The sequence below is a fragment of the Niallia oryzisoli genome, from assembly GCF_036670025.1.
In the GTDB taxonomy this organism is placed as follows: domain Bacteria; phylum Bacillota; class Bacilli; order Bacillales; family Cytobacillaceae; genus Bacillus_BD; species Bacillus_BD oryzisoli.
The window spans coordinates 2,100,259-2,115,825 of record NZ_CP137640.1; the positions used below are offsets into that span (position 1 = coordinate 2,100,259).

At 36.6% G+C, this 15,567-nt stretch carries 14 protein-coding genes and 2 pseudogenes; all 16 read left to right on the plus strand.

The annotated features are described in order from the left end of the window. Nucleotides 1-12 precede the first annotated feature (12 nt). Nucleotides 13-1,386 (plus strand): MFS transporter, encoded by a 1,374-nt coding sequence (locus R4Z09_RS10555; protein WP_338452281.1) that lies wholly within the window; start codon nt 13-15, stop codon nt 1,384-1,386. Nucleotides 1,387-1,817: 431 nt separating this feature from the next. After that, complete coding sequence (locus tag R4Z09_RS10560) at nt 1,818-2,273, plus strand: hypothetical protein (protein ID WP_338452282.1); 456 nt, start codon at nt 1,818-1,820, stop codon at nt 2,271-2,273. Nucleotides 2,274-2,390: 117 nt separating this feature from the next. Then, nucleotides 2,391-2,969, plus strand: coding sequence for a TetR/AcrR family transcriptional regulator (locus R4Z09_RS10565; RefSeq protein ID WP_338452283.1), 579 nt, complete (start codon nt 2,391-2,393; stop codon nt 2,967-2,969). A 180-nt stretch (nt 2,970-3,149) separates the two neighbouring features. Continuing rightward, nucleotides 3,150-3,251 (plus strand): hypothetical protein, encoded by a 102-nt coding sequence (locus R4Z09_RS10570; protein ID WP_338452284.1) that lies wholly within the window; start codon nt 3,150-3,152, stop codon nt 3,249-3,251. A gap of 224 nt (nt 3,252-3,475) precedes the next feature. Then, nucleotides 3,476-4,069, plus strand: a complete 594-nt coding sequence (locus tag R4Z09_RS10575) for a Crp/Fnr family transcriptional regulator (RefSeq protein WP_338452285.1) — start codon at nt 3,476-3,478, stop codon at nt 4,067-4,069. 137 nt (nt 4,070-4,206) lie between these two features. After that, a complete protein-coding gene (locus R4Z09_RS10580; protein WP_338452286.1) occupies nt 4,207-4,776 on the plus strand; it encodes a TetR/AcrR family transcriptional regulator in 570 nt (189 codons plus the stop codon). A 414-nt stretch (nt 4,777-5,190) separates the two neighbouring features. After that, a complete protein-coding gene (locus R4Z09_RS10585; protein ID WP_338452287.1) occupies nt 5,191-5,628 on the plus strand; it encodes a MarR family winged helix-turn-helix transcriptional regulator in 438 nt (145 codons plus the stop codon). A gap of 84 nt (nt 5,629-5,712) precedes the next feature. Beyond that, nucleotides 5,713-6,661 (plus strand): annotated as a pseudogene (locus R4Z09_RS10590) (ring-cleaving dioxygenase). A gap of 52 nt (nt 6,662-6,713) precedes the next feature. Then, entirely contained in the window at nt 6,714-7,691 is a 978-nt protein-coding gene (locus R4Z09_RS10595) for a ring-cleaving dioxygenase (protein ID WP_338452288.1), read from the plus strand. 175 nt (nt 7,692-7,866) lie between these two features. Further along, on the plus strand, nt 7,867-8,499 hold the full coding sequence (locus tag R4Z09_RS10600; RefSeq protein ID WP_338452289.1) for an FMN-dependent NADH-azoreductase: 633 nt from the start codon (nt 7,867-7,869) through the stop codon (nt 8,497-8,499). 473 nt (nt 8,500-8,972) lie between these two features. Then, nucleotides 8,973-10,415, plus strand: a complete 1,443-nt coding sequence (locus tag R4Z09_RS10605) for a GMC family oxidoreductase (RefSeq protein ID WP_338452290.1) — start codon at nt 8,973-8,975, stop codon at nt 10,413-10,415. A gap of 531 nt (nt 10,416-10,946) precedes the next feature. Beyond that, nucleotides 10,947-12,059 carry a Gfo/Idh/MocA family oxidoreductase gene (locus tag R4Z09_RS10610; RefSeq protein WP_338452291.1) on the plus strand — a complete coding sequence of 371 codons (1,113 nt, stop codon included), beginning with the start codon at nt 10,947-10,949 and terminating at the stop codon, nt 12,057-12,059. A gap of 304 nt (nt 12,060-12,363) precedes the next feature. After that, a complete protein-coding gene (locus R4Z09_RS10615; protein WP_338452292.1) occupies nt 12,364-13,269 on the plus strand; it encodes a hypothetical protein in 906 nt (301 codons plus the stop codon). A gap of 474 nt (nt 13,270-13,743) precedes the next feature. Continuing rightward, nucleotides 13,744-14,682 carry a ring-cleaving dioxygenase gene (locus R4Z09_RS10620; RefSeq protein ID WP_338452293.1) on the plus strand — a complete coding sequence of 313 codons (939 nt, stop codon included), beginning with the start codon at nt 13,744-13,746 and terminating at the stop codon, nt 14,680-14,682. Nucleotides 14,683-14,689: 7 nt separating this feature from the next. Next, a pseudogene (locus tag R4Z09_RS10625) lies at nt 14,690-14,852 on the plus strand (flavin reductase family protein); the annotation flags it as partial. 102 nt (nt 14,853-14,954) lie between these two features. Then, nucleotides 14,955-15,566 (plus strand): NAD(P)H:quinone oxidoreductase, encoded by a 612-nt coding sequence (gene wrbA / locus R4Z09_RS10630; protein ID WP_338452294.1) that lies wholly within the window; start codon nt 14,955-14,957, stop codon nt 15,564-15,566. Nucleotide 15,567 lies beyond the last annotated feature (1 nt).

The window sequence follows — 15,567 nt, forward strand, 5'->3', positions numbered from 1 at the left end:
GGAGAGATTGTAATGGCTAAAGTTAATCCAGCTGCAATAATTGGTGACAGTAAATTTAACCGGTTTCACTTAGTACTATTTTTATGGAGTTTCATGATTATTTTGTTCGATGGTTATGATTTGTCCGTATACGGAACGGTTCTTCCAATTTTGATGGAGGAATGGAATATGACTTCTGTTGAAGCAGGAACGATTGGAAGTTATGGATTGTTTGGTATGATGTTTGGTGCAATTATTTTTGGTATTATGGCAGACCGGATTGGAAGAAAGAAAGTAATTATTATTAACGTACTGTTATTCAGTGTATTTACTTTATTATGTGCGTTTGCCGGTGATGCAACTACTTTTGCAATCTATCGTTTTATTGCAGGATTAGGACTAGGAGGCATCATGCCGAACATAGCAGCTCTAGTAACAGACTATGCTCCAAGATCTATGAAAGTTAAATTAGTGTCTATTACATTAGTAAGCTTTGCAGTTGGCGGTGCGCTTGCTCCAACGGTTGGTGTTCTATTAATTAATAATTTTGGCTGGCAGTCTGTATTTTGGGTAGCAGGATCTCCGCTTTTGGCTGTTCCATTCATGTTGAAGCAATTACCAGAATCAACAAGCTATCTGATTAGAACAGGTAAAAAAGAACAACTATTTGCTACACTTAAAAAGATTAACTCTCAATTAACATTCAATAAAAATGATGAAATTGAAGAAGTAAAAGTAACAGAAACAAAAGTACCTGTTGTTGGATTATTTAAAGAAAACCGTGCTGTAAGTACAATTGCGTTTTGGGTTGCGTTCTTCTGTGCCTTATTAATGGTGTATGGATTAAATACTTGGTTGCCGAAGTTAATGATTGAAGCTGGATATGGATTAAACGGAAGTTTATCTTTCCTTATTGCCCTTCAAGGTGGAGCAGTTATTGGGATTCTTGGACTTAGTCAACTTTGTGAGAAATATGGATCTAAGAGAGTTATTATTCCATCGTATATTGCAGGTGCAATTGCCCTAGCTTTACTTGGTTTTGGTGGAAATACAGTCTACATTTTCATATTAGTAGCGATTGCAGGTGCTGCTACAACTGGTTCTCAAGTGTTTATTCAAGCTTATGTAACATCTTACTATCCTTCACAAATGAGATCAACTGCTTTAGGCGTAGCATCTGGTGTTGGAAGATTAGGCGGAATGGTCGGCCCAATTTTAGGTGGATTCCTATTAACTCTAACTGTACCAAATTTCGTGAATTTCTTAATATTTTCTGGAGTAGGTGTTGTAGCTGCGATTGCGTTATCAATAGTTGCAGATAAATACTCAGCAATGAACATTCTTGCAAGTGAAAGCAAACAAACAGATTCAGCTAAAGGAAAAGAAGTAGCAGCATCAATTGAATAATGCTATTATTAACTATCCTTATTTAATAAATTAGCTAAAAAGAAAAAATCCCCGCCATATAATAGCGGGGATTTTTTCTTTTTATAGCAGTAAAGTGATAAGGATAGCATCTAAATGGATGGGACTTGATGGGATTTCAACCCACAAGATACGCAACAGTTTACGATGTAACTGCTGGCCGCTCTAAGCATTGAGCTACAAGTCCCTAATGGTAGTATGTGTTAGTTGCTGATTGCTATGCATTGTTTTTAATTTAAAGTAAACTTTGTGTCGTATTTATGTATTTCCCGTATAAAAGAAGGGAATTGTCGAAAATAATAGAAATAGTATAATAAGTATGAAATTACAAAATACTAAAAAATCTACTGCCTGTTTGGAATCATTGCTCCTCAAGTTAAACAAGAATTGAAAATAAAAAGGAGATGATACAGATGTACAGAGGAATGACTTTTTTAGAGTTTGTAGAAATGATTAAGGAAAGTGCAAGAACGTTACCTGCTGTAGAGATTGACTGGCATAGAATTACTCCAGATGGTTTCGCTGTTTGGCAAGATCCGCAAATGACACATGAGGATGTCATATTAAATGTTCGGTTGAATAACTATTATCAAAACAATAGCGAAAATGAGTTTTTACCTCATATCGAAATTGCTGTCCAGCGATATACAAACTCTCAATGGGAAGGACCTAGTAGGATCATTCCACTGTATAATTTAGTCGGCGGCAGTACGGATGGGTTTGAAAGTGCTACAGAATTTGTCTCTAATTTAAGCTGTGAGGATTTGCCTGCTGCCTACAAAACAGAAATCTTAAAGTGTGCCGGCATCTTTGATGAAGTGTTTTTCCAAAATCGAGTTTACTATCGGAGATATGATTTTGTTAAATAGTAGTGATTTTAAGGAGTAGCGAGAGCTTCTCCTTTTTAATCCCCTTGACTTTTTGAGAAATATTTAATAAAGTTACAGACAAACTGGTCCGTTTGAATATGGGGGTGTATGAAGAGAATGGATACTAAATCACTGATTATTGATACAGCGACAAAGCTTTTCCAACAAAAAGGCTACATAGGTGTAGGTTTAAACGAAATACTAAAAGAATGTAATATTTCAAAAGGTTCGCTTTACCATCACTTTCCAAAGGGAAAAGAAGAGCTGCTAATTGCTTGTCTGCAAAACTTGAAACAAGCAATTACGATAGATATCGAGAAAATTTTTGAACAGTACCCAACTACACAGGATGCTGCAATTGCAATGATTGAAAAAATAATTAAGAATCTGGAGACAGAAGGAACACTTACAGGATATACATTTAGCAGTATTGTCAGTGAAATGGCCTTATTAAGTGATGCTGTAAGAAATGCATGTGGAGAGCTATATCAGGAAATAGAAAGCATTTATTTTAATAAACTGACAGCTGATGGCTTTTCAGAGGAATCAGCCTATTCAATTGCGCTTATGATGACTGCTTCCATCGAAGGTGGAATCATGCTTTGCTTAACACAAAAAACAAGTGAGCCGTTAAAAACCATTTCTAAGGCTCTACCCAATTTATTAAATAGCAATATTCATTTAGTAAATGCCTAAATGAATATATATAAGAAATCAAATGTAAGTATGTGAATATTTGAACATTTTTTTGCTGGTTTTGTGACTGCATAAGCTGCCTATCCAACTATTCAATAAAAAGAAAGAGGAAGGGATTCTGATTCATTTTTTTCCAGGAGGCCAGAATGGAAAGCTGCTAAAAAGATTCAAACAGGCGGCGTGATCATTAATGACACTTCATCCTATCGTGCAGACATTATGCCATATGGCGGTATCGATAAGAGCGGCGCCCGGCAGAGAAGGTCCAAAGTAAGCTGTTGAAGAAATGACAGAAGTTAGAATGGTTGTTTTATCTGCAAAACTAATTATTTGCCTATAGGAATTCGTTCCTATAGGCGTTTTTTATGAAAAGAGGAGTTGAATTGAGAGGAATAGGAACTGAAAGGGATACGAAAATGTTCACAAAATAATCATAATACATGTATTAGGTGTTTTTACTCTATTTAGAGATATCAATCTATGATTAGGAATTTAAGAGGGGGAACATGTTATTAAAAGAATTTGCGGTAAATTACGGGAAGAAAAAATCATATAAAAAAAACCAGAGCATTTATATAAATGCAGATCAAAGCCTGTTTTACATAAAGAGCGGAATCGTAAAACTATTATATGGAAATCATAAGAATCAACTTGCCATTGATATTTATAAGGATGGGGAACTTTTTGGATATGTAGATAGTATGTGTTCATTTGATGAATGTCAATTGAAAGCAGTATTTATTGAAGATACGGAACTTACTTTTTTGAATAGTGAAACATTTCTGCTTCATGCTGGGATGAATAAAGAGATTAGAATCGTTTTTAATAGGACAATTGAAAAATTATTATATGATGCCACTGAAAGAATCATCAATCTATCTATATTGAAGAAAAGAGAAACTATTTTCTCTATATTACACTATCTTACTACTAAGTTTGGAAAAGTTTTAAATAACGGAAAAATCTTGTTGAAAGTGAAGCTAAATGATACAGATATCAAGAAATTATGTAATACTTCGCGGGAGCATGTCAACCGAACATTATCGGTTCTTAAAAATGATGGAATATTGGAAAAGGAGAATGGATACTTTATTTTTTAAGTAAAGAGGACCTTAATCGTTTGGTTAGTTAAAACTTATTTTTTTTCGAAAACGTTTAGATATTAGTAGATGACAGAAGATTCTGTTAATATAAAATAAATAGATGGGTTAAAAAAGGCATATTTTGGAGGTGTAACATGGTAACAGATACAAAATCGATGATCATTGACATCTCGACAACTCTTTTCCAGCAAAAAGGATATAAGGGTGTAGGGTTAAATGAAATTTTAAAAGAATGTAAGATTACGAAGGGCTCACTCTATCATCATTTCCCAAATGGAAAGGAAGAATTGCTTATTGCATGCCTCGATTCCATGAGTCGAGCGATAACGACGGACATTGAGGATATTTTCAAACGAAGCCTATCTACTAGAGAAGCCTTGCAGGTGATGATCGAACAATTAATTGGGGACTTTGAACGACAAGGTACGATTGCTGGTTATACTTTTACCAGCATCGTTAGTGAAATGGCATCATTCAGTGAACCAGTTCGGAATGCCTGTTCAGATCTTTATACAAAGATGCAAGGGATTTATGTTATAAAATTACATGAAGATGGTTTTTCGAAAGAAACGGCAGATTCATTGGCACTTATGATGACTGCTTCAATCGAAGGCGGAATTATGCTTTGTTTAACGCAAAAAACTAGTGAGCCACTTAAAACCATTTCACATGTATTACTTAATCTTTTGAAGGAGCGTCAATGACATTACGTTTAGGAAAAGAATAAAAAAACGCTGATTATAAGCTATTATCTCATCGGTACTAGTATGGATGAATATGGATACATCAGCGTTTTTAATTTTGTCAGGTACAACTTATGATGTTCTTATTGTGGGAAGCGAACCTGGAGGCGTAGCCTATTTACAGAGGCCCTGTTAACTGTGGAAAAATCAAGGAGCTAAAAAGATTGGTATGCTTAAAATGTCAGATAGGTTAAATAATGAGAATTAGTTTTTTATATATTCGGTTACTACAAGTTTATTTTCTCATATTATAGGAGAAGACTAGTTCAGCATGAAATTCAGAGATCCATAAAAAATACTTTTAATTCGAGATATTTTTCTTGTATTTTCTTCACTTGAGGTGTAAAGTGATAGCAACGAAAGGAAATGAGTCAATTGAGAAAAAATACACTTGGTTCACTTATTTGGTTGCGGATTGCTCGTTTTACACATCAAAGTAATTTACTATCGAATGAATTCTTAAAACAGTTTGATATTACGACTGCACAGTTTGATGTACTAAACCAGGTTTCGACTTATCAGCCGATCACACAAAGTCAACTTGCCACTAAAGTAACGGTGTCGGAGGGTGGAATTTCGCGTATGCTTACTCGACTTGAGCAAGAGGGATATATACAGCGTAAGCAGGATTGGAAAACCAAATGGATTACCCTTACTTCAAAAGGGGAAGATAAAATGCATGAAGTTTTTGAACACCAACTTACTTTCCAAACGTCCATTGTCAATGAGTGCTTGACAGAGGATGAGCAGAAAACACTATATATGCTCTTGACTAAGTTACAAAAAAATACCGAGAATAAAATGGATAATTAAGATTCCTATTACTTAGATAAATGCTATGCTACTAATTTTTTTAATTATCACTTGACTAGTAAATTGAAAATGGAGGAATGATTTATGTATAAAATTCCAGGACATCATCATATTTCAATGATTACAAAAAATGCAAGTCAAAAATAATCATTTTTATCGAGAGGTGCTTGGTTTGCGTCGTGTAAAAATAACAGTGAACCAAGATGATCCGTCGATGTATCACTTATTTTACGGGGATAAAACAGGCAGCCCAGGGACTGAACTATCATTTTTTGAAATTCCACTAGTTGGTCATACACACCGTGGTACAAATGCCATCACAAAAATTGGGTTACTGGTCCCATCAGAAGCAAGTTTAGTCTATTGGAAAGCCCGTTTTGAGGAACATGGTGTGGAACATAGTGATATTACAACGTATGCCAATCACCCAGCATTACACTTTGAGGATCCTGAAGGCTTACGTATGGTACTTCTTGTCTCAAACGGTGCGAAAGTAGAACACTGGGAAACGTGGGAAAAATCTGAGGTACCTGCTGAGCATCAAATTCAAGGAATGGGCTCTGTGGAAATGACGGTACGAAGACTTGATAAATTAGCAAACACCCTTACAGACATGTTTGGTTATGCAGAGATAAGCCGTACAGATGACGAAGCGATTTTTCAATCAATCAAAGGAGAGGTTTTTGGAGAAATCGTTGTGAAATATTTAGACGGTCTATCTGAAAAACCAGGCCGTGGCAGTATTCATCATTTAGCCATTCGTGTAAAAAACGATACAGAGCTCAGCTTTTGGGAAGAAAAAGTGAAACAAAGAGGCTTCCATTCCTCAGGAATTGTCGACCGTTTCTATTTTAAGAGCTTATATTTCCGTGAATCAAACGGAATTCTATTTGAAATTGCAACAGATGGACCAGGATTCACCGTCGATGGAGATGATATCGAAACATTGGGCGAAAAATTAGTTTTACCGCCATTTTTAGAAAATCGTAGAGTTGAAATTGAAGAAAAACTAAAACCCATTGAGGAGTATTAATGAACAAACGAATAGTATCACTTTAATTTAAATTTTCTAGGAGGAATATAAAATGAACGAATTAAAAGGAATACACCACGTAACAGCTATTACAAGTAGTGCAGAAAAGAATTATGAATTTTTCACCTATGTTTTAGGTATGCGTTTAGTTAAAAAAACAGTCAATCAAGACGATATTCAAACCTATCATTTATTCTTTGCTGATGATAAAGGGAGTGCAGGAACAGACATGACTTTCTTTGACTTTCCAGGAGTTCCGAAAGGTGTACATGGTACAAACGAGATTTCAAAGACCTCTTTCCGTGTACCAAGTGATGCAGCATTAGAGTATTGGGTAAAACGTTTTGATCGTTTAGAAGTCAAGCACACTGGAATTAAAGAGCAATTTGGTAAGAAAACTCTCTCTTTCGTTGATTTTGATGATCAACAATACCAATTTATTTCAGATGAATTCAATAAAGGAGTGGAATCTGGTACACCTTGGCAAAAGGGTCCTATCCCACTGGAATATGCCATTACTGGTTTAGGTCCTATTTTTGTTCGTATGGCGAACTTTGATTACTTTAAAGAAATGATGGAAAAAGTCCTATTATTTAAAGAAATAGCTAAGGAAGGATCATTTCATTTATTTGAAGTAGGAGAAGGCGGCAATGGTGCCTCTGTCATTGTAGAATATAATACGATTCTTCCTCAGGCCAGACAAGGTTTTGGAACGGTTCACCATGCGGCATTCCGAGTTGAGGATCGCTCAGTATTAGATGAATGGACCCGCCGAATGAGTAGTTTTGGATTCCCTACATCCGGTTATGTCAATCGTCACTTTTTTGAGTCTTTATACGCAAGAGTTGCACCACAAATTTTATTTGAGTTTGCTACGGATGGTCCTGGTTTTATGGGAGATGAACCCTATGAAACGCTTGGGGAAAAATTATCTTTGCCTCCATTCTTAGAGCCTAAACGTGCAGAAATAGAAAAATTAGTTCGCCCGATTGATACAGTGAGAAGTACAAAAGAATTTGTGAAAGAATGAATGATTTTTAAAGTCTGTTGAAATAAGAGAAATTGTACTAAATAGAAATTGAATGTTAAAGACCGATTTTAGAGATAAAAGAAAAAAGTAATCTTATAGGTTGACTTATATCTTAGTTTAATATATTCTTAATTCGAGATAAAATAATTCAAGATAAAAAGGAGATTTTAATATAATGAATGTATTAGTTGTAAAAGCAAATAACCGACCAGCCTCAGAAGCTGTATCAAGTAAAATGTATGAGACTTTCATGGAGAATCTAGAGGGCGTTAACGTCACAACGTTTGATGTTTTTGCTGAAGACATGCCATACTTTGGCCAGGATTTATTTAATGCTTTTGGTAAAATAAGCTCAGGCAAAGAATTAACAGACCTTGAACAACGTATTGTATCTGCTAAACAAAAGGCGAAGGATGCCTTATCAGCAGCAGATATCGTAGTGTTTGCCTTCCCATTATGGAACCTAACGATCCCTGCGAAATTACAAACGTTTGTTGACTATGTGTACGAAGCAGGGTATGCATTCAAGTATGATGAAAATGGACAAGCTGTACAATTAATGACAGATAAAAAAGCGGTTATTCTAAGCGCACGCGGAGGAATCTATTCTACTCCTGAAGCAGCAACAATGGAAATGGCAGCTACTTATATGAAAAACGTATTTGGTGGAGTATTCGGAATGGAAATCATTGATGAAGTTATTATTGAAGGTCATAATGCTATGCCAGATAAAGCCCAAAGTATTATTGCTGAAGGGTTAGAAAAAGTGGCAACTGCAGCAAAGAATTTATCAGCAGTAAAGGCTTAATTAACAGTAAATATAAGCAATATGTCAGATTTATATAAAATGGAGTAAAGTCTAATTAGACTTTACTCCATTTTAGTATATTCAGAAATATCAACTTGGATAAACGATTCATTTGAAAAACCTCAAGATTCTACAGTTTTTTTCCGAGTTCCTCATATCGTGCCCTTAAAAAATACAAAATAATCTTTATCAGGTAATTGATAGACAATTTCATGTCAAATGCCTTTATTGGCACCTCTTACATAAGCGAATTTTGACATATTTTTTCTCCTCCTTATAAAACAGGATGCAACCTAAATCTTAGTTGAGGTCAAGAGAATTACTATTAATTATTGGGAAATTAAGTTGAAAGACCCTCGCTTCCTTAATAAAGAGATTGTCTGTTTTTTATATAAATCAACAATTGATATAAAATGAATATTTTATGCATAACTTTAACTGATGTGAGATGTTTGAGAAAGTGGGTGTAAATTATGGTGGTGAGATACAAGAATAATTGGATCCCAACAAAAACATTGGAAGAAATGTCAGGTACAACTTATGATGTTCTTATTGTGGGAAGCGGACCTGGAGGCGGAGCCGTCTTACAAAGGCTCTGTGAACTGTGGAAAAATCAAGGAGCTAAAAAGATTGGCATTCTTGAAATGGGAGATAAGCTATTTCATTCTCATTCCCTTAACATTCCCACACAGAATGTAAATACTGCCCGGGATGTACTTCTTCCTGATAATTCAACTGTTATAGGGGAACGTTTACCACAATTTTCAGGAGCCAGAATGATATACGCCCTTGGAGGAAGATCCTTGTTTTGGAATGCGGCTACACCGAGGCCGATTCAATCCGAACTAAATAAATGGCCAATTCATCGTCAGGAATTAAATGTCTATTATGGGATGGCCGAGAAATTATTGCATGTAACAACTGATTTTGCTAAAGGTTCATCAATGCAAGATAGGATGTTAAGACGACTCCATGCAGGTGGTATTTTGGAAGCAGCTGATATGCCGCTTGCTTTTGATATGACACCTTCTAGGCAAGGAGAAGTTCATTCGAATCCTTGGTATAGTTCAATTAATGCTCTCGCTGCCGCCCAGTTTGATCGCCCGTATGATCTTGCAGTAAATGCTTATGTCTCACGAGTACTAACAGGGAATGGGACAGTTTCTGGTGTCGAGGTTTTCTCAGCAGACAAGAAAAAGCATACGATTCGTGCAAAGAATGTAGTCGTATCGGCAAGTACTTTAGAGACTCCGCGTCTATTGCTTAATTCTGGGATTCAGGGGCCTGCTATCGGCCGTTATTTAACAGGTCATGTATCCATTATTGCTATTGGTACGGTAAGTCGAAGACAGTTTTCTGATAGATTAGGAAACCTAGCCATTTTAAAATTTGAGACAGACGAGTCTCCTTATCAAATTCAGATTCTTGGGCCTGATCAATATTTTTCTTACCAGCAATTTGAAGATAAGGTACTGAAAGATCAGCTCATGGTTGTCTACGCATCGTTTGGAAGAGTGGAGTCTCGCCCTGAGAACAGAGTGTATATTGATCCGTCTGCAAGGGATGAATTCGGTGTGCCGTTACAACAAGTTCAATATTCTCTAAGCAACAGTGACCGTCAAACAGCTGATAAAGTGGCACAAGGCATCAGACGATCTGCCGCGGCTATGGGTGTGACTTTGGATGAGTCTACTTTAACGCTAAGACCGCCTGGATCAGATATGCATGAAGCTTGTACATGCAGAATGGGGGAGGATCCCGCAACGTCATCAACCAATCGATATGGTCAAATTCATGGAGTTCAAGGTTTATATGTAGCTGATAATAGTGTTCTTCCTACCTTGACAGCAGCTGGCCCTGTTCTATCTAATACAGCGTTGGCTATTAGACTAGCCGATAACATTGCTCGTCAGTAACGTTAAGGTGGTCTTTAATATGGTATTATTTTTTGTTTAATGGTAATTATTATAGCGTAATAGGATGATAAAGAATGGTCTTTCTGATGTTGCTTTATCATTAATAGACTTATTATATAAATATCAAAAGATTAGTTTTAATCATATAAAAGCCTAATTTCTCAGTATTCAATGGAATTTAGGCTTTTTATGTTTAAATATATAGGAGCAAAACTGCATTGATATGATTTATTTGTTATAACAAAAAGTTAATGTGAAATAATACCATCTAAATCGTATACTTCTTATCAATTACACAGAATTAAAATCTACAGAAGACGTAAAGAATTCATAATTTTTTTATATTGTTTAACTTGATGGAGCAGATAAGGGCTACTTCATGTAACTCGTCATACGTTTGTTCAATTAAACTTTTTGATTGCATAATTAATTCTGTTCAAAATTCCTTTTAAATCAAACAACAGATCTTGCTAAGAGTCATTCATTCAGGTACAGATTTCAAGCTTTTTAAGAAAATGAGGGGGATTTTTAATGAGTGGTGTTAAAGTAGGTATTATAGGGATGGGAAATATAGGAAAATCTCATGCGATTCCATTGGATAAAGGACTTGTTGAAGGAGCTGTATTAACGGTGGTTTGTGGTCGGGAACATCAAATAAATTGGGTAAAAGAAAATCTGTCCGATCAAGTACAATTTTATCAAAATGAAGAAGCTTTTTTTCATGAATCAGATATTGAGGCAGTGATTATCGCAACACCACATTACAGTCATCCTGAATTAGCCATCAAAGCGTTTAATAATGGATTGCATGTTTTACTAGAAAAACCGGCTGGAGTATTTACGAAGAATGTAATGGAAATGAACAAAGCCGCAACGTCAAGTGGAAAAATATTTTCTATGATGTTTAACCAACGTACAAACCTGTTATTTCAAAAACTACGTCATCTTATCCACTCAGGTGAACTTGGTGAAATTAAGCGGACAAACTGGGTGATTACAGATTGGTATCGGCCTCAAAGCTATTACGATTCAAGTAAGTGGAGAGCGACATGGAAAGGTGAGGGAGGCGGTGTCCTATTAAATCAAGCACCCCATCAATTAGATTTATGGCAATGGACCACGGGTTTGATGCCAAAAAGTGTACATGCTTTTTGTCATACTGGAAAATATCACAAGATTGAAGTGGAAGATGATGTGACCGTCTATGTTGAATATGAAAATGGTGCAACAGGGGTATTTATAGCATCGACAGGAGAGGCACCTGGAACCAATCGTTTTGAAATTGCTGGTGATCGAGGGAAAATCTTGGTTGAGAATAATACTCTGGCCTTCTACCAGTTAACTCAATCAGAAAGGGAATTTAATTCAACATTTACAGGTGGCTTTGGATCTCCTGAATACATTAAAATCGATATTCCGATAGAAGGAGAAAACACAGGACACGTAGGAATTATCCAAAATTGGGTTGATGCCATCACGAAAGGCACACCATTACTTGCTCCTGGTGAAGAAGGATTAAAAGGGGTAGAATTGGCTAATGCTATATACTTATCATCATGGTTGAATCAAACCGTTGAATTGCCTATTGATGCAGATCTTTATTTGGAAAAATTACAAGAAAAAATAAATCAATCAACATTTTAAAATCATTTTAAAATGTAAACTGTCAGAACTACGCCACCTTAGTAATTTTGTTGAGTGGGGATCCGATTTTTTTGATGGTTTGTTTTTGGTGATAAGAAGTATTGCGTATCTTTAACTATATGTAAATAGTGTAATAAATTACATTTTTGATGAAATATTTAAATAATTAGATACTACATTTTAAAATAAGCATCAACCTATTAGTATTGATTACTTTATTCCCGCTATTTTAGGCATATATCCATACCCACTAATGATGAATGCATATATTGCTATTGATTAATTTGAGGAGGAGATATGAAAAATGGAAAGACAAAACTTTGGGGGAATTGACGGCAGCATAGGATATAGAACTTACCCATTACCATATGGTTTTGGTAGTTATCCAACTCAACATGGCACCGGTGGTTATCCGTCTCAATACGTTGGCGGTTATCCAACCCAAACAGGAGCAGGCGGTTATCCAACCCAAACAGGAGCAGGCGGTTATCCAACCCAAACAGGAGCAGGCGGTTATCCAACCCAAACAGGAGCAGGCGGTTATCCAACCCAAACAGGAGCAGGCGGTTATCCAACCCAAACAGGAGCAGGCGGTTATCCAACCCAAACAGGAGCAGGCGGTTATCCAACCCAAACAGGAGCAGGCGGTTATCCAACCCAAACAGGAGCAGGCGGTTATCCAACCCAAACAGGAGCAGGCGGTTATCCAACTCCATATGGAGCAGGCGGTTATCCAACTCCATATGGAGCAGGCGGTTATCCAACTCCATATGGAGCAGGCGGTTATCCAACTCAAACAGGAGCAGGCGGTTATCCAACTCAAACAGGAGCAGGCGTTTATCCAACTCCATATGGAGCAGGCGGTTATCCAACTCAAACAGGGGCAGGCGTTTATCCAACCCAAACAGGGGCAGGCGGTTATCCAACCCAAACAGGAGCAGGCGGTTATCCAACTCAAACAGGAGCAGGCGTTTATCCAACCCAAACAGGAGCAGGCGGTTATCCAACCCAAACAGGAGTAGGCGTTTATCCAACCCAAACAGGAGCAGGCGGTTATCCAACTCAAACAGGAGCAGGCGGTTATCCAACCCAAACAGGAGCAGGCGGTTATCCAACTCAAACAGGAGCAGGCGGTTATCCAACTCAATCTGGTTCTGATGATCATGGCACTGATCGTGAAGCAATTCCTCCTCTCTATGAAATTGAATAGCAGTTTACTCAACTGTATATAGAGTAGATCTGGTTTGTAATGAATGATGCATCTAAAGGTAACTATTATCTAAAAAGTATGAATAAAAATGGATAAAATGAATTTTTAAGCCCTTTTTTAAGTGAGTTTTTATTGAAAACTGCATTTTAAGGGCCTAAAGTTCATTTTTATGTTATCAAAATTCAATTTTGTGATTTAACATTTTAGTAGATTGACAAAAATAATTATACGTATTATTATTATCTTGAATTCGAGATATCTTAATTGAATATTTTCAGCGGGTGAAATAAATGCTTTATTGCCGCTGGTATGCTTTAATTGGACATGGTCAATGTGCTTAGGAAGCATTTTTATTCTAATATATCTCGATTTAGAGATATTTGAATTAAAATGATTTTTTATCTGAAATAGGAACAAAATTAGATATTAGATTCGTTTGATAGCTGAATTTTAAATTAAAAGGAGTATAAAAAAATGAGTAAAAAAACAATGGGTATTCATCATATCACGGCAATTGTGGGTCATCCACAAGAAAACGTGGATTTTTATTCTGGGGTATTAGGTTTGCGTTTAGTCAAAAAAACGATCAATTTTGATGATCCAGAAACCTATCACCTTTATTTCGGGAATGAAGGTGGAAAACCCGGAACGATCATAACATTCTTTCCATGGCCAGGAGCTCGTCAAGGAATTATTGGAGATGGTCAAATAGGAGTTACATCTTATGTTGTTCCTAAAGGTGCTTTGGAGTTTTGGGAAAAGAGACTTGAAGAACTCAATGTTTCTTACACAAAGTTAGAGCGTTTTGGAGAGCAATATTTAGAGTTTGATGATCCACATGGACTACATTTGGAAATTGTTGAAAGAGAGGAAGGAGAGGTCAATACATGGTCTTTTGGAGGGATTACTCCGAATGTTGCTATAAAAGGCTTTGGCGGAGCTACTCTATTATCGACCCAGCCAAATAAAACGGCTGAATTGTTAGAGAAAGTAATGGGACTTGAATTAGTCGGTAAAGAAGGTGATTTCGCTCGTTATCGTTCTACTGCTGATATTGGGAATGTTATCGATCTTAAATTAACTTCTATTGGAAGCGGAGAAATGGGTGTAGGTACTGTGCACCACATTGCATGGCGGGCTATTGATGACCAAGATCAACTGGAATGGAAAAAGTATGTTGAAGCGCATGGATATGGTGTCACTCCTGTACAGGACAGAAATTATTTTAACGCCATTTACTTTAGAGAGCATGGGGAAATTCTATTTGAAATTGCAACAGATCCTCCAGGATTCGCACATGATGAATCCGAAGCGACAATGGGAGAAAATTTGATGTTGCCGGAGCAATATGAACAATATAGAGAGCCGATAGCACAAGGTTTAGTACCATTTGAAATCAGAGAATTAAATTGATAGTTTGGATTCACCGGGGTGCGATCTGATTATAGGGAAAGTAGTACAATTTCACGTGACATTTATGAAATGGAAGGATTGATCCAAGGGGTCTTGCTGTCGTGAGTCGTTTAGCGGGAAATAATTATGCCAAAATTGGTGAGATATTTGAAATCGAAAGACCAAAATAGTTTCACTAAATCTCTTGGTGAAATTGCCATAAAGAATAAGAAATAAAATAGATTAAATACTAGATACTGAAAATGGAATTTATAATAACGGAGGTAAGATGAATGACAAACGTAAAATTAGCAGTGATCTATTACAGTGCAGGCGGAACTAATTATCGTTTAGCTGGGTGGGCTGAGGAAGCAGGAAGAGAAGCCGGTGCTGAAGTGAAGCTATTGAAGATACCTGAAACCGTTTCTCAAGAAAAAATTGAGGCAAATCCAGTATGGAAAGAACATGCAATAGAAACAGCATGTATTCCTGAAGTGACTCTTGCTGATTTAGAATGGGCGGATGCCATTATTTTTAGTGTACCAACACGCTTTGGTACTATGGCTGGACAAATGAAATCATTTTTAGATACAACGGGCCGTCTATGGGCTTCAGGTAAAACTGTAAACAAAGTAGTAAGCGCCATGACTTCTGCGCAAAATCCACATGGCGGTCAAGAAGCAACTCTTTTATCACTGTATACTTCTATGATGCACTGGGGTGCCGTTATCGCAACACCGGGTTATACAGACCCTTCTATCTTTGGGGCAGGTGGAAATCCTTATGGAACAAGTGTAACTGTAGGCCAAGATGGTAAAATGATTGAAGATGTAAAAGCAGCTGTAAAGCACCAAGCGAAACGTACGGTGACTGTAGCTGAATGGGTGAAAAAAGGAAACCAATAAT